Origin of the sequence: Microbispora sp. NPDC049633, assembly GCF_040675265.1 — a bacterium.
Classification (GTDB): domain Bacteria; phylum Actinomycetota; class Actinomycetes; order Streptosporangiales; family Streptosporangiaceae; genus Microbispora; species Microbispora maris.
Map to the genome: position 1 here is coordinate 1 of NZ_JBFAOO010000052.1, position 23,634 is coordinate 23,634.

24 protein-coding genes and 1 tRNA gene are annotated in these 23,634 nt (G+C 70.3%); 15 read left to right on the forward strand and 10 right to left on the reverse strand.

Features of this window, described 5'->3' with window-relative positions; translation table 11 throughout:
* Positions 1 to 143: SDR family NAD(P)-dependent oxidoreductase (locus tag AB0J39_RS16190; protein WP_363465022.1), on the reverse strand; the 143-nt coding region annotated here is incomplete at its 3' end.
* A 99-nt stretch (positions 144 to 242) separates the two neighbouring features.
* Here AB0J39_RS16190 and mshA point away from each other — a divergent pair.
* The 3 genes from mshA to AB0J39_RS16205 are packed head-to-tail and all read left to right on the forward strand — an operon-like array spanning position 243 to position 2,835.
* Positions 243 to 1,556, forward strand: coding sequence for a D-inositol-3-phosphate glycosyltransferase (mshA, locus tag AB0J39_RS16195; RefSeq protein WP_363465025.1), 1,314 nt, complete (start codon positions 243 to 245; stop codon positions 1,554 to 1,556).
* Positions 1,557 to 1,566: 10 nt separating this feature from the next.
* Entirely contained in the window at positions 1,567 to 2,052 is a 486-nt protein-coding gene (locus tag AB0J39_RS16200; protein WP_030510371.1) for a YbjN domain-containing protein, read from the forward strand.
* Between the two features lie 39 nt (positions 2,053 to 2,091).
* The gene (locus AB0J39_RS16205) at positions 2,092 to 2,835 is read left to right on the forward strand and encodes a phosphoglyceromutase (protein WP_363464925.1); all 744 of its coding nucleotides are present in this window, start codon (positions 2,092 to 2,094) and stop codon (positions 2,833 to 2,835) included.
* 188 nt (positions 2,836 to 3,023) lie between these two features.
* On the opposite strand, the gene AB0J39_RS16210 is transcribed toward AB0J39_RS16205, so the two are convergent.
* Complete coding sequence (locus AB0J39_RS16210) at positions 3,024 to 4,463, reverse strand: hypothetical protein (RefSeq protein ID WP_363464928.1); 1,440 nt, start codon at positions 4,461 to 4,463, stop codon at positions 3,024 to 3,026.
* Between the two features lie 106 nt (positions 4,464 to 4,569).
* On the reverse strand, positions 4,570 to 5,229 hold the full coding sequence (gene phoU / locus AB0J39_RS16215) for a phosphate signaling complex protein PhoU (RefSeq protein WP_363464931.1): 660 nt from the start codon (positions 5,227 to 5,229) through the stop codon (positions 4,570 to 4,572).
* Between the two features lie 184 nt (positions 5,230 to 5,413).
* Between phoU and AB0J39_RS16220 the strand changes: the two genes are divergently transcribed.
* A complete protein-coding gene (locus AB0J39_RS16220; RefSeq protein WP_363465028.1) occupies positions 5,414 to 6,523 on the forward strand; it encodes an ATP-binding protein in 1,110 nt (369 codons plus the stop codon).
* Complete coding sequence (locus AB0J39_RS16225; RefSeq protein ID WP_363464933.1) at positions 6,520 to 7,209, forward strand: response regulator transcription factor; 690 nt, start codon at positions 6,520 to 6,522, stop codon at positions 7,207 to 7,209. The genes AB0J39_RS16220 and AB0J39_RS16225 overlap by 4 nt, the downstream gene beginning before the upstream one ends.
* A gap of 82 nt (positions 7,210 to 7,291) precedes the next feature.
* Here the strand turns inward: AB0J39_RS16225 and AB0J39_RS16230 are convergent, their stop codons facing one another.
* Positions 7,292 to 7,939: a copper chaperone PCu(A)C gene (locus AB0J39_RS16230; RefSeq protein WP_363464935.1), complete on the reverse strand. Its 648-nt coding sequence runs from the start codon at positions 7,937 to 7,939 to the stop codon at positions 7,292 to 7,294.
* A 257-nt stretch (positions 7,940 to 8,196) separates the two neighbouring features.
* On the opposite strand from AB0J39_RS16230, the gene AB0J39_RS16235 reads away from it, so the two are divergent.
* From AB0J39_RS16235 to AB0J39_RS16245, 3 genes are all read left to right on the forward strand, one after another.
* Positions 8,197 to 8,679, forward strand: coding sequence for a CarD family transcriptional regulator (locus tag AB0J39_RS16235; RefSeq protein WP_030510364.1), 483 nt, complete (start codon positions 8,197 to 8,199; stop codon positions 8,677 to 8,679).
* Between the two features lie 17 nt (positions 8,680 to 8,696).
* Positions 8,697 to 9,155: a 2-C-methyl-D-erythritol 2,4-cyclodiphosphate synthase gene (gene ispF / locus AB0J39_RS16240; protein ID WP_363464937.1), complete on the forward strand. Its 459-nt coding sequence runs from the start codon at positions 8,697 to 8,699 to the stop codon at positions 9,153 to 9,155.
* A gap of 192 nt (positions 9,156 to 9,347) precedes the next feature.
* Complete coding sequence (locus tag AB0J39_RS16245; RefSeq protein ID WP_363464939.1) at positions 9,348 to 9,617, forward strand: GlsB/YeaQ/YmgE family stress response membrane protein; 270 nt, start codon at positions 9,348 to 9,350, stop codon at positions 9,615 to 9,617.
* Between the two features lie 353 nt (positions 9,618 to 9,970).
* On the opposite strand, the gene AB0J39_RS16250 is transcribed toward AB0J39_RS16245, so the two are convergent.
* Positions 9,971 to 11,599, reverse strand: coding sequence for a DUF2637 domain-containing protein (locus tag AB0J39_RS16250; RefSeq protein WP_363464942.1), 1,629 nt, complete (start codon positions 11,597 to 11,599; stop codon positions 9,971 to 9,973).
* A 405-nt stretch (positions 11,600 to 12,004) separates the two neighbouring features.
* Here AB0J39_RS16250 and cysS point away from each other — a divergent pair, with 405 nt between their 5' ends.
* The 4 genes from cysS (at position 12,005) to AB0J39_RS16270 (ending at position 15,263) form a co-directional block, all read left to right on the forward strand.
* On the forward strand, positions 12,005 to 13,399 hold the full coding sequence (gene cysS, locus AB0J39_RS16255; protein WP_363464945.1) for a cysteine--tRNA ligase: 1,395 nt from the start codon (positions 12,005 to 12,007) through the stop codon (positions 13,397 to 13,399).
* Between the two features lie 22 nt (positions 13,400 to 13,421).
* Positions 13,422 to 14,381, forward strand: a complete 960-nt coding sequence (gene rlmB / locus AB0J39_RS16260) for a 23S rRNA (guanosine(2251)-2'-O)-methyltransferase RlmB (RefSeq protein ID WP_363464948.1) — start codon at positions 13,422 to 13,424, stop codon at positions 14,379 to 14,381.
* Positions 14,382 to 14,432: 51 nt separating this feature from the next.
* Positions 14,433 to 14,508: transfer RNA gene (locus tag AB0J39_RS16265), tRNA-Thr, on the forward strand.
* A gap of 215 nt (positions 14,509 to 14,723) precedes the next feature.
* Positions 14,724 to 15,263, forward strand: coding sequence for a GNAT family N-acetyltransferase (locus tag AB0J39_RS16270; RefSeq protein WP_363464949.1), 540 nt, complete (start codon positions 14,724 to 14,726; stop codon positions 15,261 to 15,263).
* A 991-nt stretch (positions 15,264 to 16,254) separates the two neighbouring features.
* On the opposite strand, the gene AB0J39_RS16275 is transcribed toward AB0J39_RS16270, so the two are convergent.
* Positions 16,255 to 16,710 carry an ArsI/CadI family heavy metal resistance metalloenzyme gene (locus AB0J39_RS16275; protein WP_363464952.1) on the reverse strand — a complete coding sequence of 152 codons (456 nt, stop codon included), beginning with the start codon at positions 16,708 to 16,710 and terminating at the stop codon, positions 16,255 to 16,257.
* 121 nt (positions 16,711 to 16,831) lie between these two features.
* Here AB0J39_RS16275 and AB0J39_RS16280 point away from each other — a divergent pair, with 121 nt between their 5' ends.
* Positions 16,832 to 17,206, forward strand: coding sequence for a metalloregulator ArsR/SmtB family transcription factor (locus AB0J39_RS16280; protein WP_363464954.1), 375 nt, complete (start codon positions 16,832 to 16,834; stop codon positions 17,204 to 17,206).
* A 36-nt stretch (positions 17,207 to 17,242) separates the two neighbouring features.
* Here the strand turns inward: AB0J39_RS16280 and AB0J39_RS16285 are convergent, their stop codons facing one another.
* Entirely contained in the window at positions 17,243 to 18,688 is a 1,446-nt protein-coding gene (locus tag AB0J39_RS16285; RefSeq protein ID WP_363464956.1) for a serine hydrolase domain-containing protein, read from the reverse strand.
* Between the two features lie 183 nt (positions 18,689 to 18,871).
* Here AB0J39_RS16285 and AB0J39_RS16290 point away from each other — a divergent pair, with 183 nt between their 5' ends.
* Positions 18,872 to 19,717: a class I SAM-dependent methyltransferase gene (locus AB0J39_RS16290; RefSeq protein ID WP_363464958.1), complete on the forward strand. Its 846-nt coding sequence runs from the start codon at positions 18,872 to 18,874 to the stop codon at positions 19,715 to 19,717.
* Between the two features lie 28 nt (positions 19,718 to 19,745).
* Here AB0J39_RS16290 and AB0J39_RS16295 read toward each other — a convergent pair whose 3' ends face one another.
* Positions 19,746 to 20,348, reverse strand: coding sequence for a class I SAM-dependent methyltransferase (locus AB0J39_RS16295; RefSeq protein WP_363464960.1), 603 nt, complete (start codon positions 20,346 to 20,348; stop codon positions 19,746 to 19,748).
* Between the two features lie 103 nt (positions 20,349 to 20,451).
* The gene (locus AB0J39_RS16300; RefSeq protein WP_363464962.1) at positions 20,452 to 21,057 is read right to left on the reverse strand and encodes a DUF1707 domain-containing protein; all 606 of its coding nucleotides are present in this window, start codon (positions 21,055 to 21,057) and stop codon (positions 20,452 to 20,454) included.
* Positions 21,058 to 21,327: 270 nt separating this feature from the next.
* Here AB0J39_RS16300 and AB0J39_RS16305 point away from each other — a divergent pair, with 270 nt between their 5' ends.
* Positions 21,328 to 22,845, forward strand: coding sequence for an alpha/beta hydrolase domain-containing protein (locus tag AB0J39_RS16305; RefSeq protein WP_363464964.1), 1,518 nt, complete (start codon positions 21,328 to 21,330; stop codon positions 22,843 to 22,845).
* Between the two features lie 94 nt (positions 22,846 to 22,939).
* On the opposite strand, the gene AB0J39_RS16310 is transcribed toward AB0J39_RS16305, so the two are convergent.
* Positions 22,940 to 23,584: an NAD(P)H-dependent oxidoreductase gene (locus AB0J39_RS16310; protein ID WP_363464967.1), complete on the reverse strand. Its 645-nt coding sequence runs from the start codon at positions 23,582 to 23,584 to the stop codon at positions 22,940 to 22,942.
* Positions 23,585 to 23,634: the final 50 nt, after the last annotated feature.

Consider the following 23,634-nt stretch of genomic DNA (forward strand, 5'->3'; position numbering starts at 1 on the left):
AGCCGGTCCCGCCGCCGCGCCGCCGCCACGACCCGGTATCCCTCCGCGGCGAGCCGGCGGGCCGTCGCCTCGCCGATGCCGCTGCTGGCCCCGGTCACCACCGCGGTCCTGACCGCGGGATTGGTCGCCGCGGGATTGGTCATCGTCACGCTTCCGTCCTTCCACGCTGCCCCGATGGGCAGCCGACATCCTCTCAGGACCCCCGGTGCTCACCGCTGTCGGGGAATCCAGTGATGATTTTGATGGTTATAACCCTTTCGGAGGTGGTTCGGGTGTCGGTGTTACGGCGTCGGGTCAACCGCGTCGCGACCATCAGCGTGCACACGTCCCCGTTGGACCAGCCGGGTACCGGGGACGCGGGCGGCATGAACGTCTACATCCTCGAGGTCGCCAAACGTCTCGCGGCGCTGGGCATCGAGGTGGAGATCTTCACCCGGCGCACCGCCCGTGACCTGCCTCCGGTCGCCGAGCTGAGCCCGGGGGTGCTCGTGCGCCACGTCACGGCCGGGCCGTACGAGGAGCTGGACCGCGCCGACCTTCCGGGGCAGCTGTGCGGCTTCCTGTCCGGCGTGCTCCGCACCGAGGCGATGTACGACCCCGGCCGGTACGACGTGATCCACTCGCACTACTGGCTGTCGGGCCAGGTGGGCTGGCTGGCCAAGGAACGCTGGGGCGTGCCGCTCGTGCACACCATGCACACCATGGCCAAGGTGAAGAACCTCCTGCTCGCCAAGGGCGACAAGCCCGAGCCGGCGATGCGCGTGCTCGGCGAGGAACAGGTCGTGGAGGTCGCCGACCGGCTGGTCGCCAACACCGCCGCCGAGGCCGAGGAGCTGATCAGCCTCTACGGGGCGCCGCGCGAACGGGTGGCGGTCGTCAACCCCGGCGTGAACCTCGCCGTCTTCCAGCCGGAGTCCAAAGGCGCCGCCCGCCATCGCCTCGGGCTGCCGCAGGACGCCCACGTGCTGCTGTTCGTGGGCCGCATCCAGCCGCTCAAGGCCCCCGACGTGCTGCTCAAGGCCGCCGCCCGGATGCTCGTGGAGAATCCCTCACTGCGGTCGCGGCTCGTCGTGGCCTGCGTGGGCGGGCCCAGCGGCAACGGCCTCGCGCGTCCCTCCCTGCTCAGCGACCTCGCCGCCGAGCTGGGCATCGCCGACGTCGTACGGCTCGCGCCGCCCGCGCCACAGCGGGAGCTGGCCGACTGGTACCGGGCCGCCGACGTGACCGTGGTGCCGTCGTACAACGAGTCGTTCGGCCTCGTCGCGCTGGAGTCGCAGGCGTGCGGCACGCCGGTCGTCGCGGCCGCGGTCGGCGGCCTGCGCACGGCCGTCAAGGACGGCGTGTCCGGCGTACTGGTGGAGGGACACGACCCGCACGACTGGGCCCGCGAGCTCGCCCTGCTCGCCGGGCGGCCCGACCGGCTCGCCGGGCTCGCCGCAGGCGCCGTGGGGCACGCCACGGCCTTCGGCTGGTCGGCGACCGCCGCCCGGCTGGCCGAGGTGTACGCCGGCGCCATGGCCCAGCTCCACCAGACCCCCATCGCGGTCAACTCGTAGGGTGGTGACCATGAGACCGGATCTGGAAGCCGTCATCGCGTCGGCGCTGGAGTCCGCCGAGCTGTCCTACGAGCGGCCGAAGCCGGGCGCGTTCCTGGTCAAGCTGCCGGGCCAGCACAAGCTCGCCACCCTGACCTGGCTCGTCGTCGGCGACCAGGCGCTCAACATCGAGGCGTTCTTCTGCCGGCAGCCCGACGAGAACCACGCCGAGTTCTACCGCTGGCTGCTGCACAAGAACGGCTCGATGTACGGCGTGCACTTCGCCGTCGACGACACGGGTGACGTGCACCTGGTGGGCCGGCTGCCGCTGGACGCGGTCACCGAGGAGGAGATCGACCGGGTCCTCGGGTGCGTGCTCACCTACTCGGACGAGTCGTTCGACCGCGCCCTCGAACTGGGCTTCGCGACGTCCATCAGGCGCGAGTGGGAGTGGCGAGTCAAGCGCGGCGAGTCGCTGGCCAACCTCCGCGCGTTCGCACGGGTGGTCGAGTCCTGACCAACGGGACGTCTGCCGTACGCCGATAGGATTGGCGGCATGGCGACTTTGGTGCTGCTGCGGCACGGCGAGAGCGAATGGAATGTCAAAGGCCTGTTCACCGGCTGGGTGGACGTCACACTCTCGCCGACCGGCGAGGAGGAGGCGCGGCGCGGCGGGGAGCTGCTGCTGGAGGCCGGGATCCGGCCCGACGTGGTGCACACCTCGGTGCTCACCCGGGCCATCAGGACCGCGAACATCGCGCTTGAGGCGGCCGACCTGCTGTGGCTCCCGGTCAAGCGCTCCTGGCGGCTGAACGAGCGCCACTACGGCGCGCTCCAGGGCAAGGACAAGGCGCAGACCCGCGCCGAGTTCGGCGACGAGCAGTTCATGCTGTGGCGCCGGTCGTACGACGTGCCGCCGCCGCCGATCGCCGACGACGACGAGTACTCCCAGGTCGGCGACGGCCGCTACTCCCTGCTGCCCTCCGAGGTGCTGCCGCGCACCGAGTGCCTCAAGGACGTTGTCGGGCGCATGCTGCCGTACTGGTACGACGAGATCGTCCCGGACCTGGCCGCGGGCCGCACGGTGCTGGTGGTGGCGCACGGCAACTCGCTGCGCGCGCTGGTCAAGCACCTGGAGGGCATCAGTGATGAGGACATCGCGGGCCTGAACATCCCCACCGGCATCCCGCTGCGCTACGAGCTGGACGCCGACTTCCGCCCGGTCGGCAAGGGCGAGTACCTCGACCCGGAGGCCGCCAAGGCCGCCATCGAGGCCGTCGCCAACCAGGGCAAGAAGTAACCCTCACGTCTGTCACGAAGGCCGCGCCCCCCCGTGAGGGGCGCGGCCGTGTCTGGACTGAGGAGCGCGCGGGAGCGAAGCGACCAAGCGCGACGAGGGAAGCGCCCATCGCGCGCCTCCGGCACGACCCCACGGACTGTGAGCGCCCCGAGCGCCGCAGGCGCGGCGAATGCGCACGGGGCGCGGCCTTACTTGTAGACGACCGGCTTCTTCGCCTCACCGGGGAACACCTGGACCAGGAGCTCGACGGCGCCGTCCGGGGCGTCGATCACCTGGGTCACGAGCTCGCGGCCGCGCAGATGCACCCTGACCCGGTACGAACCCGGGCCGCGGGTGGTGAGCCCGGTCAAGCTCGTTCCGTCGCCGTCCACCAGTTCCAGGGACCCGGACGGGCTCTCGTATCCCACCTCGACCACCTCCTCCCAGCCTCTGGTCTCCAGCGGCGGGCGCCGGGTGTAGGACTCGACGGTCACGCACGCGTGCCCGATCTCGTCGGCCGCCCAGATGGCCAGCGTGCCCAGGCCGCTCCCCACCAGCTCCTCGACCAGTTCCGGGGGATCGCCCTCGTAGCCTTCCTCCCAGCCGTCGATGGTCCAGAACTCCGTCCACAGCGTGGCCCGGCGCTGTCGTACCGGCCGGATCTTCGGCCGGTGCCGGGGGTGTGCCGCGCAGGCCCGCTCCTTCTGGGCGACGTACGCGTCCTCTTCCGCCTGCTGACGGTCGGCCTCCGCCTGCTGCGCGCGGGCCACGGCCGGGCACAGGCCCGCGAGCAGGCCCGCCAGGGACGCCTGGGGCGCCTCCTGGACCGCCCGGGCGCGGATGTCTCCTCCGTGCCGGGTCGCCAGCGCGCACAGGTGGTGCCCCTGGGCCAGGACGTCCTGGTCGGAGACCTCGTCCCATCCCTCCACGCCGGAGTCGTACGGGCGGTCGTAACCCCGGACCGCGCAAAGGAAGCGTTTGTCCGTCTCGCTGAGCCCCTTGACCGTGCCGTCGCCGAAGCCGGCGCAGTCGAGCTCCCGCTCGGTGCTCACCCCGCCGGGTGCGGCCGACGCCGCCGGGACGAGGACGACCGCGGTCACCGCCAGAACGGCGGCGGTCGTACGGACGAGCGGGCCGCGCCGTACGTACGGGCGCCGGGGAGCCCGTACAGCGAGCAGGACGAGGAACGGCGGGACGCAGTCGTAGAGCCCCCACCAGACCTGCCGGGACATCAGCTCGGGCGGCCCCCACATCTCCGCGCAGCCGGGGCCGAGCGCCGCGTCGAGGGCGGGGAGCAGTGCCTCGGGGATCGGGTTGAGGACGACCAGCACGGCCGCGACGCAACGGGCGACGATCCTGCCGACCCCGGGCCGGGCCCTCCGGACGCTCAGATACCAGCCCGCGAAGCCCAGGACGATCAGCGGTCCCCCGCCGTACGAGAAGAGGGGGAAGTCGGCGACCGCGTGTGCCCTGGAATAGACCAGATCGTAGGTGTCCCAGCCCGGGCAGGAGCCCGGAAACACGAGCATCGAGATGTAGCTCTCGACGCCGTCGTCGCCTGTCAGCAGCGACGCGACCCGGAGGTAGAGGGCGGGAGCCGCCGCGGTCAGCGCCGCCGCCGCCCAGAGCGCCCATGATCGTCTCGGCACGAGAGCGAAGACTATTCGGCATGTGCGACAGATCGAGCGCGATCGAACGCGGAAAGCCCCGGCCCCCCGAGGACCGGGGCTTTCGCGCCCCCCGTACGCCGCCGCGTCAGCCGGCGAGGGCGTCCGCGTCGCGCGTACCCGTGACCAGGTACACGACGTCGCGCGCGACGCGTACGGCGTGGTCGGCGTACCGCTCGTAGTAGCGGCCCGCCAGAGTGATGTCGATGGCGGCCTCGATGCCGTGGTCCCAGTCCTTGGAGAGCAGGACGCGGAACAGCCGCCGGTGACGGCGGTCCATCGCGTCGTCGTCATCCTCCAGTTCCTTGGCGAGATCGATGTCGCGGGAGGCGATGCAGCTGCCCGCCTTGGTGATCAGGTTCTCGGCGATGGCGCCCATCTCGACGAATGTGTCACGCAGCTCGGCCGGGATGGCGGACTCGGGGTGACGCATCCGGGCGAGCTTGGCGATGTGCTCGGCCAGGTCGCCCATACGCTCCAGGTCGGCGGCCATCCGCAGCGCGGTGATGACGGTGCGCAGGTCGACCGCCACCGGCTGCTGCGTGGCCATCAGCTCGAAGATCGAGGCCTCGAGCTCCTGGTGCAGCCGGTCGACCTCGTTGTCCTGAGAGATGACGCTCTCCGCCAGCTGCAGGTCGGCGTCGAGCAGGGCGGTCGTCCCCCTCGACATGGCCGACCGCACCAGGCGGGTCATCTCCACCAGGCGGTCGGTCAGGGCCGCAAGATCTTCGTGATAGGCGTCGCGCATGGCCGCCACGCTACGCGCGGGCCGATGAACGAATTCCGACCGCCGGATGAACTTTTCCGGAAAGAGGGAGTCCGGCCAGGTCGGGCAGGTGGACCAACCGGAAATGCCGCTTAGGCTGCTGAATGTGAACGAGTTGCTGGCGAGCTTGGCGGCGATGGGCGGATTCGTCGCCGGCTCCTTCGTCATGCTCGCGATCCGGCGGCAGGCGGACAAGCCTCGGATCCAGGAGCCGGTGGACGACGGCCTGCCTCCGGGAGTGGCGTCGGTGCTCGCCGTGCTGCCCTCCTCGGCGGTCGTGCTCGACCGCGAGGACCGGGTCCTGCGCGCCAGTTCGGCCGCCCGCGCCTTCGGCCTCGTACGCGGGGAGTCCCTCATGGCCGCCGAACTCCTCGCGCTGGCCAGGAAGGTCCGCAGGGACGGCGAGATCCGCGAGAGCGAGATAGAGACGGCGGGCCGCAAGTTCGGACAGGAGTCCACGTCGTTCGCGGTGCGGGTGGCCCCGCTGGGCTCCCACGGGCAGGTGCTCGTGCTCGCCGAGGACCAGACCGAGCGGCAGCGCGTCGAGGCGGTGCGCAGGGACTTCGTCGCGAACGTCAGCCACGAGCTCAAGACTCCCGTCGGCGCGCTGAGCCTGCTCGCCGAGACCGTTCAGGACGCGGCCGACGATCCCGAGGCCGTGAAGCGGTTCGCCGGCCGCATGCAGCACGAGGCGGCCCGCCTGACCTACCTGGTGCAGGACCTGATCACGCTGTCGCGGATCCAGGGCGGCGAGCCCATACCGGCGCCCGCGCAGGTGCCGGTCGACGAGACCGTGCACGAGGCCATCGACCGGTGCAACACGAAGGCCTCGGCCAAGGACATCACGCTCGTCGCGGGCGGCACCGAGGGCCTCAAGGTCTGGGGCGACGAGGAGCTGCTCGTCACCGCGCTGCGCAACCTCATCGACAACGCCGTCGCCTACAGCCCCGAGCACACCCGCGTCGTCATCAGCGCCAGGCCGGCCGGGAACGCCGTCGAGCTGAGCGTGAGCGACCAGGGCATCGGCATCCCGGAAAGCGCGCAGGAGCGCATCTTCGAGCGGTTCTTCCGTGTCGACGCCGCCCGGTCGCGGGCCACCGGCGGCACCGGCCTCGGCCTCGCGATAGTCAAGCACGTGGCGGTCGCGCACGGCGGCGAGGTCGCGGTGTGGAGCAAGGAAGGCTCCGGTTCGACCTTCACTCTTCGCCTTCCCGCGTTCGGCGGTCAGGCGGTCCCCGTACCAAGCACGACCATCCCCCAGGAGGCCGCTAAGTGACTCGGGTACTCGTCGTCGAGGACGAGGAGTCGTTCTCGGACGCGTTGTCGTACATGCTCAGGAAAGAGGGGTACGAGGTCGCGGTCGCGGCCACCGGCCCCGAGGCCCTGGACGCGTTCGACCGTAACGGCGCCGACCTCGTCCTGCTCGACCTGATGCTCCCGGGCCTGCCCGGAACGGAGGTGTGCCGCTCGCTGCGGCAGCGTTCCAAGGTGCCCGTGATCATGTTGACCGCGAAGGACAGCGAGATCGACAAGGTCGTCGGCCTGGAGCTGGGCGCGGACGACTACGTGACCAAGCCGTTCTCGTCCCGCGAGCTGGTGGCGCGCATCCGCGCGGTGCTGCGCAGACAGGGCGACGTGGAAGAGGTGGAGTCGGCCGTCCTGACCGGCGGACCGGTGCGCATGGACGTCGACCGGCACATCGTGGCCGTGCGCGGCCGGCAAGTGCAGCTCCCGCTGAAGGAGTTCGAGCTGCTCGAGGTGCTGCTGCGCAACGCCGGCCGGGTGCTGACCCGCGGGCAGCTCATCGACCGGGTCTGGGGCGCCGATTACGTCGGCGACACCAAGACGCTCGACGTGCACGTGAAGCGGCTGCGGGCCAAGGTCGAGGCCGACCCGTCCAACCCCCGCTGCATCCTCACCGTGCGCGGCCTGGGCTACAAGTTCGACCCCGCCGACGACTGAGTCCCGTACGGGCCCTCTCGACGCCACAGGAGCCCCTGTCCGTCCGGGACGGGGGCTCCTGTGCGTCGTCGCTCAGGGATCGCTACTCGGCGCCCGGGGCGGGCGACTCGGTGGCCTCCGGGAGCGCGGTGTCCGACGGCGCCGGGCTGCCCGTGGCGAGGGGCGAGGCGGTGGGTGCCGCCGTGGGCGCGGCCGTCGGCGCGGGCGGGAGCGTCGCGAACTCGCGGCTGCGGGCCACGACCGGCACGTCGAGCGCGACGTCGCCGGCGTTCTTGAACTGGAGCGTGAGCTTGATGCTCTCCCCGCCGCGCAGCGCCGTCTTCAGGCCCTCGACCGTGACCCCGGGGGTCTTGGCGAGCGTGCCCGGCTGGAGGTCGATGGGGCTCTGCACCTTGACCGAGGTCGCCTTCTGCTCCTCGGGGACGATGCTGGTGAGCTGGTCGGCGGTCTCCGTGCTGTTCAGGAGAGTCAGGTAGAGCGGCGCCGACCCCCCGGTGGCGAGCTGCTCACCGGAGTCCGGCCCCAGGATGAACGCCTGCGGGATCATGACGCCGTTCTTGCCGTAGGCCTTGCCGGGGCCGTCGCCGTCATAGAGGACGCCCGCCTCGTTCGGGGCGTACGGCGCGCTGGTGTTGGCGTCGAAACCGGCGCCACACGCGGCCAGTGCAGGGATGGCGGCGGCGAGGAGCGCGGCAACGGCGATCGCCCTGCGACGGCTGCTACTGGTCACGGTTCGAGGTCTCCTTGGTACGCACGTGTATGGGCAGCAATCACCTTATCCGCGCCGGTCACCGGTCCGGCGTCGGCTCCCGGTCCATACGTCGCAGCAGTGCAGGTCACCCGGTACGTCCTCTATGTCGATTCACAGAGTGGATGGCTTGTCAAGCCCCAAAACGAGGCTTTGACCTGCAGTTATGTTTCTTTCACTGTTCCGGGAGGCGGTAACCGCGTGGTACTCTGGAGTACAGCGGAAGGGGTACTCGTCACATGACTTTCCAGGTCGGCGACACTGTCGTCTACCCCCACCATGGGGCTGCTCGGATCGAGGCCATCACGACCCGAACCATCAAGGGTGAGGAAAAGACCTACCTGGTGCTGAAGGTCGACAAGGGCGACCTGACCGTACAGGTACCAGCGGAAAATGCCGAGCTCGTCGGTGTGCGCGACGTCGTCGGCCAAGAAGGACTCGAGCGGGTGTTCGACGTGCTGCGTATGCCGCACACGGAGGAGCCCACCAACTGGTCCCGCCGCTACAAGGCCAACCTTGAGAAGCTGGCGTCGGGGGACGTCAACAAGGTGGCCGAGGTGGTGCGCGACCTGTGGCGGCGCGACAAGGAGCGCGGCCTGTCCGCCGGTGAGAAGCGCATGCTCGCGAAGGCCCGCCAGATCCTGGTCAGCGAGCTCGCGCTCGCGGAGAAGACCAACGAGGACAAGGCGGAGGCCCTGCTCGACGAGGTGCTGAACTCCTGAACATCACATCGCCAAGGGTGGGCATCGGGGTCGATGTCCACCCTTTCGCGTCTGGCAGGGAACTTCACCTCGCCGGACTGTTCTGGCCGGGCGAGACCGGACTGGCCGGCCATTCCGACGGTGACGCGGCGGCGCACGCCTGTTGCGACGCGCTGCTGTCGGCCGCCGGGCTCGGAGACGTGGGGGCGCTCTTCGGCACCTCCGACCCGCGCTGGGCGGGCGCCGCGGGCGTGACCCTCCTGGAGGAGGCGGCCCGCCAGGTGCGGGCGGCCGGATTCGAGATCGGCAACCTGGCCGTCCAGATCATCGGGAACCGGCCGAAGGTCGCGCCTCGCCGTGCGGAGGCGGAGAAGGTCCTCGGGGCCGCCGCAGGGGCGCCGGTGAGCGTCAGCGCGACCACGACCGACGGTCTCGGGCTCACGGGGCGCGGCGAGGGTGTGGCGGCCATCGCGACCGCCCTGATACTCCCGGCGTGAATGTCTCGTTCCAAGCGGACGTGCCAACCTGAACGAGACCAGGAGCGTCTCACTAACACGTGGGCGGCGGCTCGGACCAAGGCGCGGAATCGAGCCGCCGCCCTCTTTTTTCTTTCATGGGACGCATATTTCCGTTCCATGGGGTATCCCACAGTCCGAGGATGAAAGGGTCACCCTCATCGGGAGGTCGATATGACAATCGAGTCCATTCTCGGCGCCATCGTCATCGGTGCGGTCATCGGCGCTCTGGGCCGCCTGTTCCTGCCGGGCCGCCAGCCGATCGGCTGGCTGCTCACGATCGTCGTCGGTATCGTCGCGGCGCTCATCGGTACGGTGATCGCCCAGGTCATGGGTGTGGCCACGACGGATGGCATCGACTGGATCGAACTGGTCATGCAGGTCGTACTGGCCGTCGTGGGTGTCGGCATCGTCGCCGGCCTCAAGCGAGGAACGCGAGTGTAAGGCACCCGCTCGGTAGGGCGGCCCCCGCCCTCACCCCATAGCGCGCGCAGGCCCGTCCGGCTCCCCAGCCGGGCGGGCCTGCGCGCTGTACGGCCCGGCTCCGGAGCGTCGGGCCCGTCCCCTCGGACGGCAGCGTGAGCATATGTCCACCCCGGCCCCCAGTCCCCCAGTCCCCGGTCCCCGGCCGCAGGGTGGGTGGGGGCGAGGGTGCGCCCGCGGATGCCGCCTGCGACCGCGTGCGGGATGCCCCGAAGGGCGGCGTGTCAGGCGCGTCAGGCGCGGCGGGTCTGCCGGGGCTGCCGGGCGGGCTGGTGTGTGAGGGGCTGTCAGGCGGGCCGGTGTGCGACGGGCTGTCAGGCTGGCGGGCGCGGCGTGCTGCGCATCCGGCCGGAGGGAGGTGCCAGCGGAACGTTGCCCTCACCGGCTTCCTCCGCGGCGTCCTGGTCGCCGCACTCCGCGGCCTGCGGCGCGAGTCTCCCGCTCACCTCGTCCGGGTCGGCGCTGTCCTGCGCATGGGCGGGATCGGGCACGTCCCGGATCTGGCGGAGCGGCTGGGTGTCGACGCCCGACTCGTCCTCGGGCCGATCCGCCTCGATGTCGGCGGGGTCTTCCGGCTTCGGCCGCGGGTGCACGAGGACGTCGCCGGTGTGCGGCCGTACGAGGTCGCCCCAGCGCACCGGGCGATTCCGGCGCGGCTGCGGCGCCGGGCGGTCATCCTTCTCGGCATCCGCGCTGGCATCCGCGCTGGCATCCGTGCCGGTATCCGGCGTGGGTGCGGCAGGCGTCTCGGCATGCGTCTCGGTGTCCGGGGTGGGTGCGGCGGGCGTGTCGGCGGGCTCCGCGTCGCGAGCGTGCTCGTCCGTCGCCGTCTCGTCTGCCACAGCGTCGGCCGTCGGCTCGGCCATGGGCTCGGTCACGGGCTCGGTCACGGGCTCGGCGTCCGCTCGCGGAGCGGGTCGCGGGGCCGGCTCGGTCACGGGCGGGGTGCCGGGCGCCGCCGTCGGAGGTACGACCGGCAGGGTCTCGGCCTCGTCCGTCGCCTGGCCCGTCGTCTGGCCCGTCGTCTGCGGTTCGGCCGCGGGGGTGGTTTCCCCGCTCACCACGTGCGGCCGTCGTACGCCGTCCTCGTCGGGGTCGGAGGGCGCGGCCTCGTCCTCGTTCTGTGGAGGAGTGACGGGCAACGGCGGGGCGTACTCGGGAGGCGCGACGGTCTCGGAGACCGGGCTGACCGGCAGCGGGGGGACATAGTCGGGGGGCGCCACGGCCTCGGGGACCGGCTGCAGGGGCGGCGCCCCGTGCTCCTGAGTGACGGCGTGCTCCCGGCCGGCGCCGTACTCCTGGTTGGCGCCGTACTCATGGCCGACGCCGTGGTCCTGGGTGAGGGCGTGCGCGGGGGCCGGCCGCTCCCGCACGGCCACCGGATAGGGGGCGGTGGCGGCGGTCCGGGGCTCCCGCTCGCCGTCGAAAGGCACCAGGTCGTCGTCGGTGTCGCCGTCCAGATCGGCCCGGCTGGTGCGCACGTGCTTCAGCAGGAGCAGCAGCAGCCACAACCCGACGGCGAGCATCACCCAGGGCAGCAGCGCGACGACGAGAGCGGTGACGTCGGGATCGAAGGAGACGCCGGCGGCGGTCGCGGCGTTCGCGGCGGCGGCCGACACCAGGAGAAGGATCAGGACGAAGCCCGCCTGCAGCCGGACCAGGAACCGTGCGGTCCGCAGCAACGGCACGCTGACCAGGGCGACGACCAGCAGGACGTCGAAGGCCGCGGGATACAGGTAGGCGAGCCGGGGCTCGGCCCGCCCGGAGACGGCCAGAGCCCGCAGGTCGTCGAAGGACAGCGCGCAGGCCACCCCGGCGAGCACCGCGAGGGCGGCGCCCGCGAGGCCGATGGCCAGACGCCGCAGCACCAGCGGGATTCCGGAGGGGGTGGTTCGGGACGGGCGGGAGGCCGTGCCTGCCGCGCCGGGGGGAGTCACGTCCATGGCGTTTCGAGCCTACAGAATCGGAGTGACGATTGATCGCACCTGCGTGATCACCCGTTTCGTGTCGGAACCGGGGGCTACGGCGGAATCCTCCGGCCCGACACGCCGGGCGTGAGCCTCACGGGGGTCTCGCTGGGAATCGACGCGGCATCCGTGGGGCGCTTCCGCCCGCGTCTTCCGCCGGACGCCTCGGGTTGCGGCGCGCGGTCCCGTGACGGTGCGTGTCGGCCGGGCCCGTGCCGGACGCGCGTTGGTCACTCCGACGGCCGTACGGGATCGTTACGGAATTTGTTTCCGGTTATATCGGGACTTATGTGCCAGAAGTTTCCATGATCGCCCACACCATGCCGTTCACAGGCGCCCAAGTAGCCCTGTGCCATGCCGTCAGGCGTTAGCCTTGCCTTCGTGAGCCTGCACCTCTACGACACCAGCACGCGTACGGTCCGTGATTTCGTACCGGTCGAGCCCGGCCGGGTCTCGATATATCTGTGTGGTGCGACCGTTCAGGCTCCACCGCACATCGGGCACATCAGGTCCGGCGTGAACTTCGACGTCCTCCGCCGGTGGCTGACGCGGCAGGGCTACGACGTGACCTTCTGCCGCAACGTCACCGATCTCGACGACAAGATCATCAGGGTTGCCGGCGAGCAGGGCGTGCCCTGGTTCGTGGTGTCCGAGCGCAACCAGCGCGCCTTCAGCTGGGCGTACGACCAACTCGGCTGCCTGCCGCCGACCGTCGAGCCGCGCGCGATGGGCCACGTGCCCGAGATGATCGAGCTGATGCGGCGGCTGATCGACAAGGGGCACGCGTACGCGTCGGGCGGCGACGTCTACTTCGACGTGGTTTCCTACGAAGACCGGTACGGCAAGCTCTCCAACCAGAAGCTGGAGAACATGCGGGCGGCCGCCGACACCGACACGGACTCGCTCAAGCGCGACCCCCGCGACTTCGCGCTGTGGAAGGGCGCCAAGCCCGGCGAGCCCACGTGGCCGACGCCGTGGGGCAGGGGCCGGCCCGGCTGGCACCTGGAATGCTCGGCCATGGCGACCAAGTACCTCGGCGGCACCTTCGACATCCACGGCGGCGGGGTCGACCTCATCTTCCCGCACCACGAGAACGAGATCGCCCAGTCACAGGCGGCGGGCGACGGCTTCGCGCGCTACTGGATGCACAACGGTCTGCTGACGCTCGGCGGCGAGAAGATGGCCAAGTCGCTCGGCAACTCGCTGCTGATCCCGGACATGCTGCGCAAGGTGCGCGCGGTCGAGCTGCGGTACTACCTGGTCGCGGCGCACTACCGCTCGGTCATCGACTACTCCGACGAGGCGCTGCAGGAGTCGGCGGCCGGATACCGCCGCATCGAGGGGTTCGTCACACGGGCGGCCGAGGTGATCCACGACGTGGACGCCGCCGCGCCGCTGCCCCAGGCGTTCGTGGACGCCATGGACGACGACCTGAACGTCTCGCAGGCGCTCGCCGTGATCCACGAGGTCGTCCGCGAAGGCAACGTCGCGCTGGCCCAGGGCAACAAGGAGCAGGTCGCCCGGCTGCTCGCCGAGACGCAGAACATGCTCGACGTGCTCGGCCTCGACCCCAGGTCGGAGCAGTGGCGGTCGACCGGCGACTCGGGGCTCCGGGAGGTCGTGGACGCGCTGGTGGCCGTGGCGCTGGAGCAGCGGCAGGCCGCGCGTGCCCGCAAGGACTACGCGGCGGCCGACGCGATCCGCGACCAGCTCGCGGCGGCCGGAATCGTGGTCGAGGACACCCCGCAGGGCCCGCGGTGGGAGCTGGCACAGTAGGCGTGGCCCTACGCTAGAGACCATGGCGGGAAGGGCTTCAGGGAAGCCGTCGAAGAAGCAGGGGCCGACCAAGGGCACGGGCGGCAAGGTCAGGCGCTCTCTGGAGGGCAAGGGAGCGACGCCGCCCGCGCATATGCGGCACTGGTACAAGGACAAGGCGCGCGCCGAGCGGATCGAGCGCGAGTCGCGGGGTGGTGGGAGCTCGGCCTCCCGTGCGCCGAGCCGTACGCGCCGGGAGGACGCCCCCGAGGTCATCGGCGGCCGCAACCCCGTGGTCGAGGCGCTGCGTGCCGGCGTCCCCGCCAGCGCCCTGTACGTGGCGCAGCGGGTCGACAACGACGACCGGGTCCGTGAGGCCATCAAGATCGCAGCCGACCGTGGCATCGCGCTGCTCGAAGTCACGCGGGACAAGCTCGACCGGCTGACCGAGAGCACGGTCCACCAGGGCATCGGCCTGCAGGTTCCGGCGTACGAATACGCGCACCCGGAGCAGCTCGTCGAGCGGGCCAGGGACGCGGCCGAGGTGCCGCTGATCGTCGCCCTGGACGGCGTGACCGACCCGCGCAACCTCGGCGCCATCGCGCGCTCGGCGACCGCCTTCGGCGCGCACGGGCTGCTCGTGCCGTCCCGCCGCTCGGCGGGTGTCACCGCCGGCGCCTGGAAGACGTCGGCCGGCACCCTCGCGACCCTCCCCGTCGCCCGCGCGTCGAACCTCACCCAGACCCTTCAGACGTACCGGGAGGAGGGCCTGTTCGTGGTCGGCCTCGACGGCACCGCCACGGCGGACATCGCGGACGTCGAGCTCGCGACCGAGCCGCTCGTCGTGGTCGTCGGTTCGGAGGGCAAGGGCCTGTCCCGCCTGGTCAGGGAGGCATGCGACCAGATCGCCCGCATCCCCATGAACGCCGCCGCCGAGTCGCTGAACGCCGGTGTGGCCGCGGGGATCGCCCTCTACGAGGTCGCACGCCACCGCCGCCGGTGATTTCACCGTGACGGTAGGGCCCTCGGCCCATTAAACTCGTCTGGGTAGCAGGCCGCCTTAGCTCAATCGGCAGAGCATCTGTCTTGTAAACAGAAGGTCTGGGGTTCGATTCCCCAAGGCGGCTCCAGCTCAGAGGCCCTCTCCAATGCGGTGAGGGCCTCTTGCATTGCTAGAGAGATCTTTAGCGCCGCAGGATGCGCATCGCGACCCGGGGCGAACGCCCGATGTGGTGCTGTCCTCACCGCGACGTCTCACCGTGGCTGGTTCGACCGCCGTGCCCACCCTTCGTCCGTCTCCTGCGGTGATCTCCGGTCTTGGTCGGTACCGGATTAGGTTGGTCGAGTGGGGACCTACGAGGATCTGCCGACGGAGCTGGTGACCGAGCGGCTGCGGTTGCGGCGGTGGGCGCCGTCGGATGCCGAGGAGTACCGCGGGCTATGGCTTGAGCGGGACCCACGAGTGCCGCCGGCACGGCGGATCGACGACGAGGGACGCCCGATGGTCGATGACATGCGCGGCCGGCTCCTCGACAATCCGCTGATGGCGCATCAGGGGCTCGGGTTGCTGCCGATCGAGCTGCGAGACACCCGCGAGTTCATCGGGTACTGCGGACTGACTGTCGGCCAGGCGTCTTTCGACGAACCTGAGATCGCGTACGAGCTGGCACAACGATTTCACGGTCATGGTTATGCGACGGAAGCCGCCCGTGCCGTCCTCGAAGCCGCGAGGCGAACAGGACGCCGGCGCCTCTGGGCGACCGTGCGGGAATGGAACGCACCCTCGTTCCGGGTTCTCGAGAAGCTCGGTTTCCACCGAAGCGATCGCATCACCGAGGACGCCGAACGCGGCAACACGGTCTGGATGACGCGCGTACTGGATTGAGGTCGCCAGAAGCCTCCCCTGAACCGGTACGCGCCGGTGCCGTCGACGACTTGGTCACGCTGGAGTGGGATGGCACCGTCCGGATAGCTCAGCCTGACGTGCCAGGCCCGACGCTGCAAATCTACGAGGACTACCAGTGCCCGGTCTGCCTGGAGTTCGAGCAGGGCGACAACAGCTCGCCCGTGCGAGAGATGGCACTTGCGAAGCTCCAGTGGACCGCGCGGAAGGCCGGTGCCATTCGATTCCGGCGGGTCGACAGCAGGCGGGAGGTCAGGACGGCGGAATATACGCCGTGCACACCGCAGGCGGTATCCCCTCGTACCCTGTCTGTGCGGCGCTCCAAGCTGTGAACTGGGCTGCGATTCCCGGCCCGCAGTGGTATTCGCCCTACTGCGCGGCGGAGGCGTTCAGGGCCTTGATTCGTACAACTTGGGGTGGCGAGGATCCGGGTCGCGGTATTCGCTCAGCCGTCGGTAATGACCAGCCGTCGGTAATGACCATGGTGGGACGCTCTACCCGGCCGCCGTCGCAGGCACGGGTGTATTGCTCCACATCACCATCAACTGCCCCGGTGCGCCAAGGAACGCCGCCCTATGTGTCCTGTTGGATTGGTGGGGATGTTTCCAGCCTGAACCGGGCTTCGAGGCGTACACAGATCAGAACGGAAACCGCGTCGAGGTCATCTCCGGGATTATGCGGCAGGTAGGACAAGCAGCCGACACCCTTCGCGTTATCGCAGAGCACGACACGCAGGCGCGCGGACTGATTCGAGAACTGCTCCGCAGCCTCGACCGAGGATGGACCGTCGAGGAGTAGAAGGCACTGGGGTCGGAGCCTCCCTCGACTGTCGAAAGGGCTCTCCCGCTGATGGGCCTGCTGACAGCGGCAGCCACTCGACAATGCCAAGCGCCATTTGCGGCCCTTCGACCGGTCGCACAGGAGCGCCCGGCGATCACACTGGAGATGGCCGCCGGGCGTCTTGCTGTCTTGCCTAACAGCAGGACTTGCTCGCGCTCGCAGTCTCCTCTTCGGCGTCGTCGGTGGCGCAGCAGACGGGGTCGGCCTGCTTGATGAGGGTGTCGGCGTCGGCCTTGACCACGTACACCTCCCAGGGCTCGCCGCCGGGGCCGTGCACCCACACCTTGTCCTGCAGCGCGTAGCAGCAGGTGGTGTCGTTCTCCTCGAAGGTCGCGAGGCCGGCCTCCTTCAGGCGGTCGGTCGCGGTGGTGACCTGAGCGCTGTCGTCGACCTCGACGCCGAGGTGATCCATCCGGGTCGGCTCGCCCTCCTCGCCCTCGAGGAGGACGAGCTTGAGCGGGGGCTCGGCGATGGCGAAGTTGGCGTAGCCGGGCCGCCGCTTGGCGGGCTCGACGCCGAACAGCTTGGAGTAGAAGGCGATCGAACCTTCCAGGTCGGCGACGCGCAGGGCGAGCTGGACGCGGGACATGGGCCCTCCTTGGCCGGAAGCGGCGGGCAGCCGTGGCCACATCCCACCTGCTTCGATGGACTTCTAATCAACGTGTACCCGCAGTTTGTGCCCACGCATAGATATGTGTCAAATTAGAAGCATGTCGAAGCAAGTGCTGCCCATCGTCGACGCGGACGCGGCGTGCTGTGCACCGCTGGCGTGCGCGCCCCTGTCGGAGAGCGAGGCCGTCGAGCTGGCGCCGCTGTTCAAGGCGATCGCCGACCCGGTACGGCTGCGCCTGCTGTCCCTGATCGCCTGTCACGAGGGCGGCGAGACCTGCGTGTGCGACCTGACGGAGGCTTTCGACCTGACCCCGCCGACGATCAGCCACCATCTCAAGGTGCTCAAGCAGGCCGGGCTCATCGACTCCGAACGCCGGGGCACGTGGGTGTACTACTGGATCAAGCCCGCCGTACTGGCCCGCATGTCGGCCCTGATCGGCCCGGCATCCCCCGCACTCGCCGGTACGGCGTGACCACGCGGCGGCCGCCGTCGTGACGGCAGCCCGCGCTCAACTGTCGAGGGCAAGCGTGGCGAGGTGGCGGGCGATACCGGCGGTGTCGGTGTCCTGCACGTTGCTGAGCACGACGACCTGGATGTCGTCGTCGGGCAGGTACATGTTGCTGGCCGTGTAGCCCATGAAGAGACCCGGGTGGTACCGGAGTCGGTGCCCCTGGAGCCGGTCGACGAGCCAGCCGAAGGCGTACGCGGTCGACGGCAGGTCGAGGCAGCCGGTGGAGGGGCACGGCGCCTGTGGCGTGAACGCCTGCTTGACGGTGGCGGGCGGTGCGACTCGGTAGGAGCCGAACGCCCGATCCCAGCGGGCGATGTCGTCGACGGTGGAGTAGATGCCGGTCGCGGCGAACAGTTCGGAGCCGTTGAGGAGCGGGGCCGGTGACCCGAGCGTGAAGTAGCCCTTCGCGTATCCCTCGGGCGGATATCTCCTGCTGTAACCGGTGTTCCGGAGGTGCAGCGGGCCGGTGATCAGCTCCTGCAGTACGTCGCCGTACGGCTTGTGCGTCACCGCCTGAATGATCGCGCCGGCCAGGACGTAACCGGAGTTGGTGTATTTCCAGCTGGTGCCGGGCTTGAAGTCCAGTGGCAGGTTCGCGAACTTCCGGATGAGCTCCCGGGTCGTGGTCGGCCGCGTGACATCGGCGAGGTAGCTGGGCAGCTTCTCGACGTTGGGGATGCCCGAGGTGTGTGTGAGCGACTCCCGGATCGTGATGGGCCGCCACGCTGCCGGGCAGGCCTTGATGTAGGCCGGGACGAGATACGGGCAGACCGGGTCGTCCAGCTTGAGCAGCCCGCGGTCGCGCAGTTTCAGCACGAGCATCGAGGTGAACTGCTTGGTGATCGACATGACCCGGTAGATCGTGTCCGGCCGGTTGGGAATGTGCCTTTCCTCGTCGGCCTCGCCGGCGGCGAAGCGCGCCAGCACCTCCCCACGTCGCATCACCAGCACCGAGCCGGTGAACTTCTCGTCCGCGGCCTGATCCCGCAGGTACGCCAGCATCTTCGCGCCGGGGGAGGCGTCCGGCGTGGTCGAGGACGAATCCGCGTTCTGTGCGGGCTGGCTTGTGATCTCCGACCGGCTGTCCTGATTGTTGTAAGAATTCGCGACCGCATCCGATTTCTGCCAGTTGTACGGCAGGGCCCGTGAATCCGTGCCGCCTTTCTGCACCGGCGTAACGGCGAGCGTGACGTCGCGGAGCAGGTTCTGACGTTGGCGCTGCCGCTCGCGTACCGACTGCCGCTGCTTGTCGTGTTGACGCTTATGGGCTGCCGGGTGATCGCCGTCTTGGCTGGTCAGGGTGGTGTCGACAGTGGATTCGGCGACGGCGGGAGTGCCCAAGGGTACGGCCCCTCCGGTGAGAGCGGAGAACATCGCAACGAACCCGACAATGTTAGGACACTTGGCCATTTTCTCCCCATTGAGCGTGCGGCTGTCCAGCATTCCGGCGTCTTTTCGAGAACGCCGGGCGGGCCATTCTTATTGGGCTTGCTTTTCCGCTCGGCAGGGCCGCAAACGGCTCTCGGCTCCTTTTTCCCTCCTGCAGAAGTAAGGGGTACCTTGACGGGTGGAACTCCGGTTCGTGCGGGCGAGCGCCGACGTCCTGTGACTTGTGGAGGAATCGACATGCCCGACCGGTGGCAGTGGGACAACACCCTGTTTCAGGGCTGCGCGGCCTTCTACGAGCGCGGCAGGCTTCCGTACGCTCCGGGGTTCGCGGAAACACTGGCCGCGGTCCTCGGCCTGGACGGCCGGGGCCGGCTCCTCGACGTCGGCTGCGGACCGGGCACCGTGATACTCGCTCTCGCGCGGTTCTTCACCGAGGTGGTCGGCATCGACCCGGACGAGGACATGCTGGCCGAGGCCGAGCGGCAGGCCGAGCGTCGCGGGGTGACCAACGCGCGCTGGGTGGCTGCCCGTGCGGAGGACCTGCCGGCCGGTCTGGGGACGTTCCGGGCCGTTCTGTTCGCTCAGTCCTTCCACTGGACGGATCGGGATCGCGTCGCTGGGACAGTGCGGGACATGCTGGAGCCGGGAGGCGCGTTCGTCCACATGAGCGATCTGAAGACGCCGCTCGCCGAACCGGCGCCACTGCCGCTGCCCGCTCCTCCGTACGCGCGGATCGGCGACCTGGTGCGCCGGCACCTCGGCCCGGTACGCCGCGCGGGGCAGGGAACGCTCGCCGCCGGCACGCCGGACCGGGAGGACCTCGTCCTGGCGCGGGCCGGGTTCGAGGACTTCGAACGACATGTCGTGCCGGCCGGGGAAGTGGTCGACCGCACCGCGGACGACATCGTGGCGTGGGTGTTCTCCCGATCCGATTCCGCGCCGCACCTGTTCGGCGACAGGTTGGGGGACTTCGAGCGTGACCTGCGTACGGTGCTGCGGCAGGCGTCACCCGGCGACCGCTTCGCCGAGCGTCTTCCCGCGACCGAGATCATGATCTGGCGCAAGCCGCCTGGCGAGCGGTGACGGCGACGTCACAAGGGGGCGATCCCGATCAGACGCCGTCCGCCGGTCGGCGGACGAGGAGACAGCCGCGCCGGAGCTTCTCGTGCTCGTCGGGCTCGCGCAGCAGGCGGGCGTCCTCGGCGAACCCGGCCCGGCCCAGCAACCCGGCGATGTGCTCCAGGGACCGCCAGTAGCAGTCGAGCGAGATCGACCGGCCGAACGCCTCCGTGCGACGCTCGTGGGCGTCGCCGACCTGGAACACGAGCAGCGCACGGCCGCCCGGCACCAGGACCCGGTGGAACTCGGCGAACACCTGCGGCAGACGCTCTCGCGGGATGTGGATGATCGAATACATGGACAGGATGCCGCCGAGGGTCCGGTCCGGCAGATCCAGCGCCGTCATGGTTCCCTCGTCGAACCGCAGCCCGGGATGCTGCCGCCGCGCCAGCGCGACCATCTGGGGCGACAGATCGATCCCGAACACCGGCAGCCCCAGGTCGCGCAGGTGCGCCGTCACGTGACCGGTGCCGCAACCGATGTCGGCGACCGGCTCGGCAGGCGGCACCAGCTCCGCGAACGCCCCGAGCATCGCGCGTTCGACGGGCTTGGCCGCCAGTTCGTCGTGGAAGCGCCCCTCGTACGCCGAGGCCACCGCGTCGTACGACGCTCGTGCGGAGAGCAGGAAGTCCGGCTCGGCCAGGACAGGTCACCTCATCCATTCGCCGCTGATTGGGGAAGCGCCCGGGGCGGGCCGCTCAGCCGTCGCGCCGGCGCCGGACCTTGCCGGCCACTCCGCCGAACAACGCCAGGCCCTTGATCACGATGACCGGCGCGGACGGGTCGACGGTCGGGCTGTTGGCCACGTCGAAGCCGCCGAAGATGCCGACGCCCTTGCAGCGCACCTCGGCCCCCTCGGGCAGGATGATCTCGGCCCCGCCGAAGACCGCGTTGATCGTGATCTCGACCTCTTTGGCCTCGAACTCGGCTTCGGTCAGGTCGAACCGCACGCCGCCGAAGACGGCCAGCGCCTTGGTCTGACGTCGCACCCGCCAGCGGCCCCTGCGGTCGGCGCCGCCGAAGACGGCGATGATGTTGTCCGGATCGGTGGTCGCGCTCGGCGCGTAGGACACCGGGCTCGCGGCCGGGCGCTGCCGCTCGACCTGCAGGTCGTGGGTGAGGACATCGAGTTCCCCGACCGTCTTGGCCTGGTAGAGGGTGTCGAGGCGTTCGGAGTACTCCTCGTGGCTCAGCTGCCCGGTGCTCAGGGCTTCACCGAGTATGGCGGCGACCTGCTCCCTGTCGCTGTCGGAGGCGCGCAGGTGAGACGTCGGGGAGTCGCGGCGCTGAGGGGCGTTTTCCATGTTGGTCACGATAGTTCTCATTCGACCCGCCAGGGAGCGTCCCCTCGGAAACGACAGCGTCCACCCGGATCGCCCTCGGCCGCGCGTCGTTCGACGAGTTCCGCCGCCGGCAGGCCCAGGCGGGCGACACTCAGGCCCAGTAGGAAACGCCGGTGATTCCGCCGATTACGGGACCTGCAGAGCGGGTGACACTGTGCCTTCCGGACACTCGTCCAAGCCTTCCCGGCACTCGTCCAAGCCTTCCCGGCACTCGTCTCACGGAGGTAACCCGTGCGCGTACCCGTCCGGTCCCCCCGGCGGCGTATCACCGCCGCTGCGCTGGGGGCGGCGCTCGCCGCCGCCCTCCTCGGCGCCCCACCGGCCGCCCAGGCCGCCGCGGCGAACCCGGTCGTCAGCGTCCCGGCCGCCGGCGACCGCGGCTTCCCGTTCCTCGCCGCGGCGGAGGATCTCGGCTCGTTCGGCTTCACCGAGAGCGAGTACTTCATCGAGGGCACCGCCACCTCCTACGCCAAGTCCGGCGTCTGGACCTCGGACGGCCGGTGGAACGTCCGGGCCTCCAGCCGCGCCGCGTACAAGACCCGGCTCCTGGTCCGCCGGCCTGCCGACCCGGCGAGGTTCAACGGCGCGGTCGTGGTGGAGTGGCTCAACGTGAGCGGCCAGATTGAACTGTCCCCGGACTACTGGTTCGAGCGCGACGAACTGCTGCGCAAGGGCTACGCGTGGGTCGGCGTCTCGGCGCAGGAGGTCGGCGTCAACGGCGGCCTCGGCGAGATACGCGGTCTCAAGGGCTGGGACCCGGCACGGTATGGCAGCCTCGTCCACCCCGGCGACGCCTACGCGTACGACATCTTCTCCCAAGCCGGGCAGGCGCTGCGTACGCCGGACGGGCCGGACCCGCTCGGCGGCCTGCACGTCACGACGCTGCTCGCCGACGGCGAGTCGCAGTCGGCCGGCTTCATGACGACGTACGTCAACGCCGTTCAGCCCGTGTCGAAGGTGTACGACGGCTTCCTGATCCACAGCAACGGTGCGGTCGGCTCTCCGATCAGCGGCGAGCTGCTCGACGTGTTGACGATGCCGAACCCGAGCAGGATCCGTACGGACCTGCCGGTGCCGACGTTCGTCGTGCTCACCGAGACCGACGTCCCGACGGCGTTTGCCGCCCGGCAACCGGACACCGACCGGATCGTGCACTGGGAACTGGCCGGTACGGCGCACGGCGACCAGTGGGCGTACGACCTCGGTGAGGCGACGGTGCGGAAGTCGGCGGGCTCCGCCGCGCCGAGCGCCGACTGCGCCGCCGGGTCGGCTCCGTTCAACGACGGACCCGGCCACTACTCCATGAACGCGGCGCTGCGTCACCTGGCCACCTGGGCGAGGGGCGGGCCCCGGCCGCCGAGCGGGGCGGCACTGCACCCCGATCTGCGCGACCCGAGCACGGGTTTGGCCGTGGGCGGCATCCGGCTCCCCGACGTGGCGGTGCCGACGCGCACGCTCACGGGAGAGCGCGACACCCGCGGCAGCGGCGTCTTCTGCGGCCTCTACGGCGCCCGCGATCCGTGGAACGGCGACGCCGACTCGTGGGACCGGCACAACGCGGGCGACCCGTCCGACCCGTTCCTGCCGCGTACGGCCGAGCCGGTGCTCGGCCGGCTCTATCCGACGCACGCCGACTACGTGAGCAGGGTGCGGTCGGCCGCGCAGGCGTCGGTGAACGCCGGATATCTCCTGCCGGAGGACGCGACCACGATCGTCACCGCCGCGGAGAACTCCGGCATCGGCGGCTGACGCGGCCATCGGGGCGCCCTCGACGGCGAAGGCCCCTTCCCGCGCCGGGGAAGGGGCCTTTCGCCGGGCGGATGCCCGCTTCCGCCGGGGGCCCTTATGCGGCGGCGACGGGAGCCCAGAGGCCGTCGATCGCCTGCTCCGCCGCCGCGAGGCTCTTGTCGGCCAGCGGAATCAGCTCGGTCATCGAGGGGGTGACGTAGGCGAGGGTGAGCTCGGCCGTGATGAAGCGCGGCTGCAGGCCCGTCATGGAGAGGCCGTGCGGCAGCCACGGCTCCGCGTGATCCCACCCCTCGCGGGGGGTTCCCGCTCCGTAGCCGCCCCCGCGACTCGCGAGGACCAGGAAGTCACGGCCGCCCAGCAGACCCTGCCCCGTCGTGGGGTCGTACGACAGCTCGGGGGCGATGAGGTGGTCGACCCAGGCCTTGACGGCGCTGGGCGCCCCGTAGTTGTAGAGCGGGAGCCCGAGCACGATCGTGTCGGCCTGCCTCACCTCGCCGACCAACTGTTCCGTCAACCTCCACGAGGCCGCCTGGGCGGGGGTGTGCTGCTCCGGCGGGAGCATCCGGGCCAGGCCGCTGTCCTGGTCGAGATGCGGGAGCGGGGAGCCGCCCAGGTCGCGGTAGGTGACGGTGCCCCCGGGATGCGTGGCGCGCCAGGCGGCGACGGCCCGCGCGGTGAGCTTGCGGCTGACCGAACGCTCGCCCTGGATGCTCGCGTCGATGTGCAGCAGATGAGACATCTTCTGGCCTTTCGCAGATGATTGATGCTGCACCAATGATTAGTCCTCTG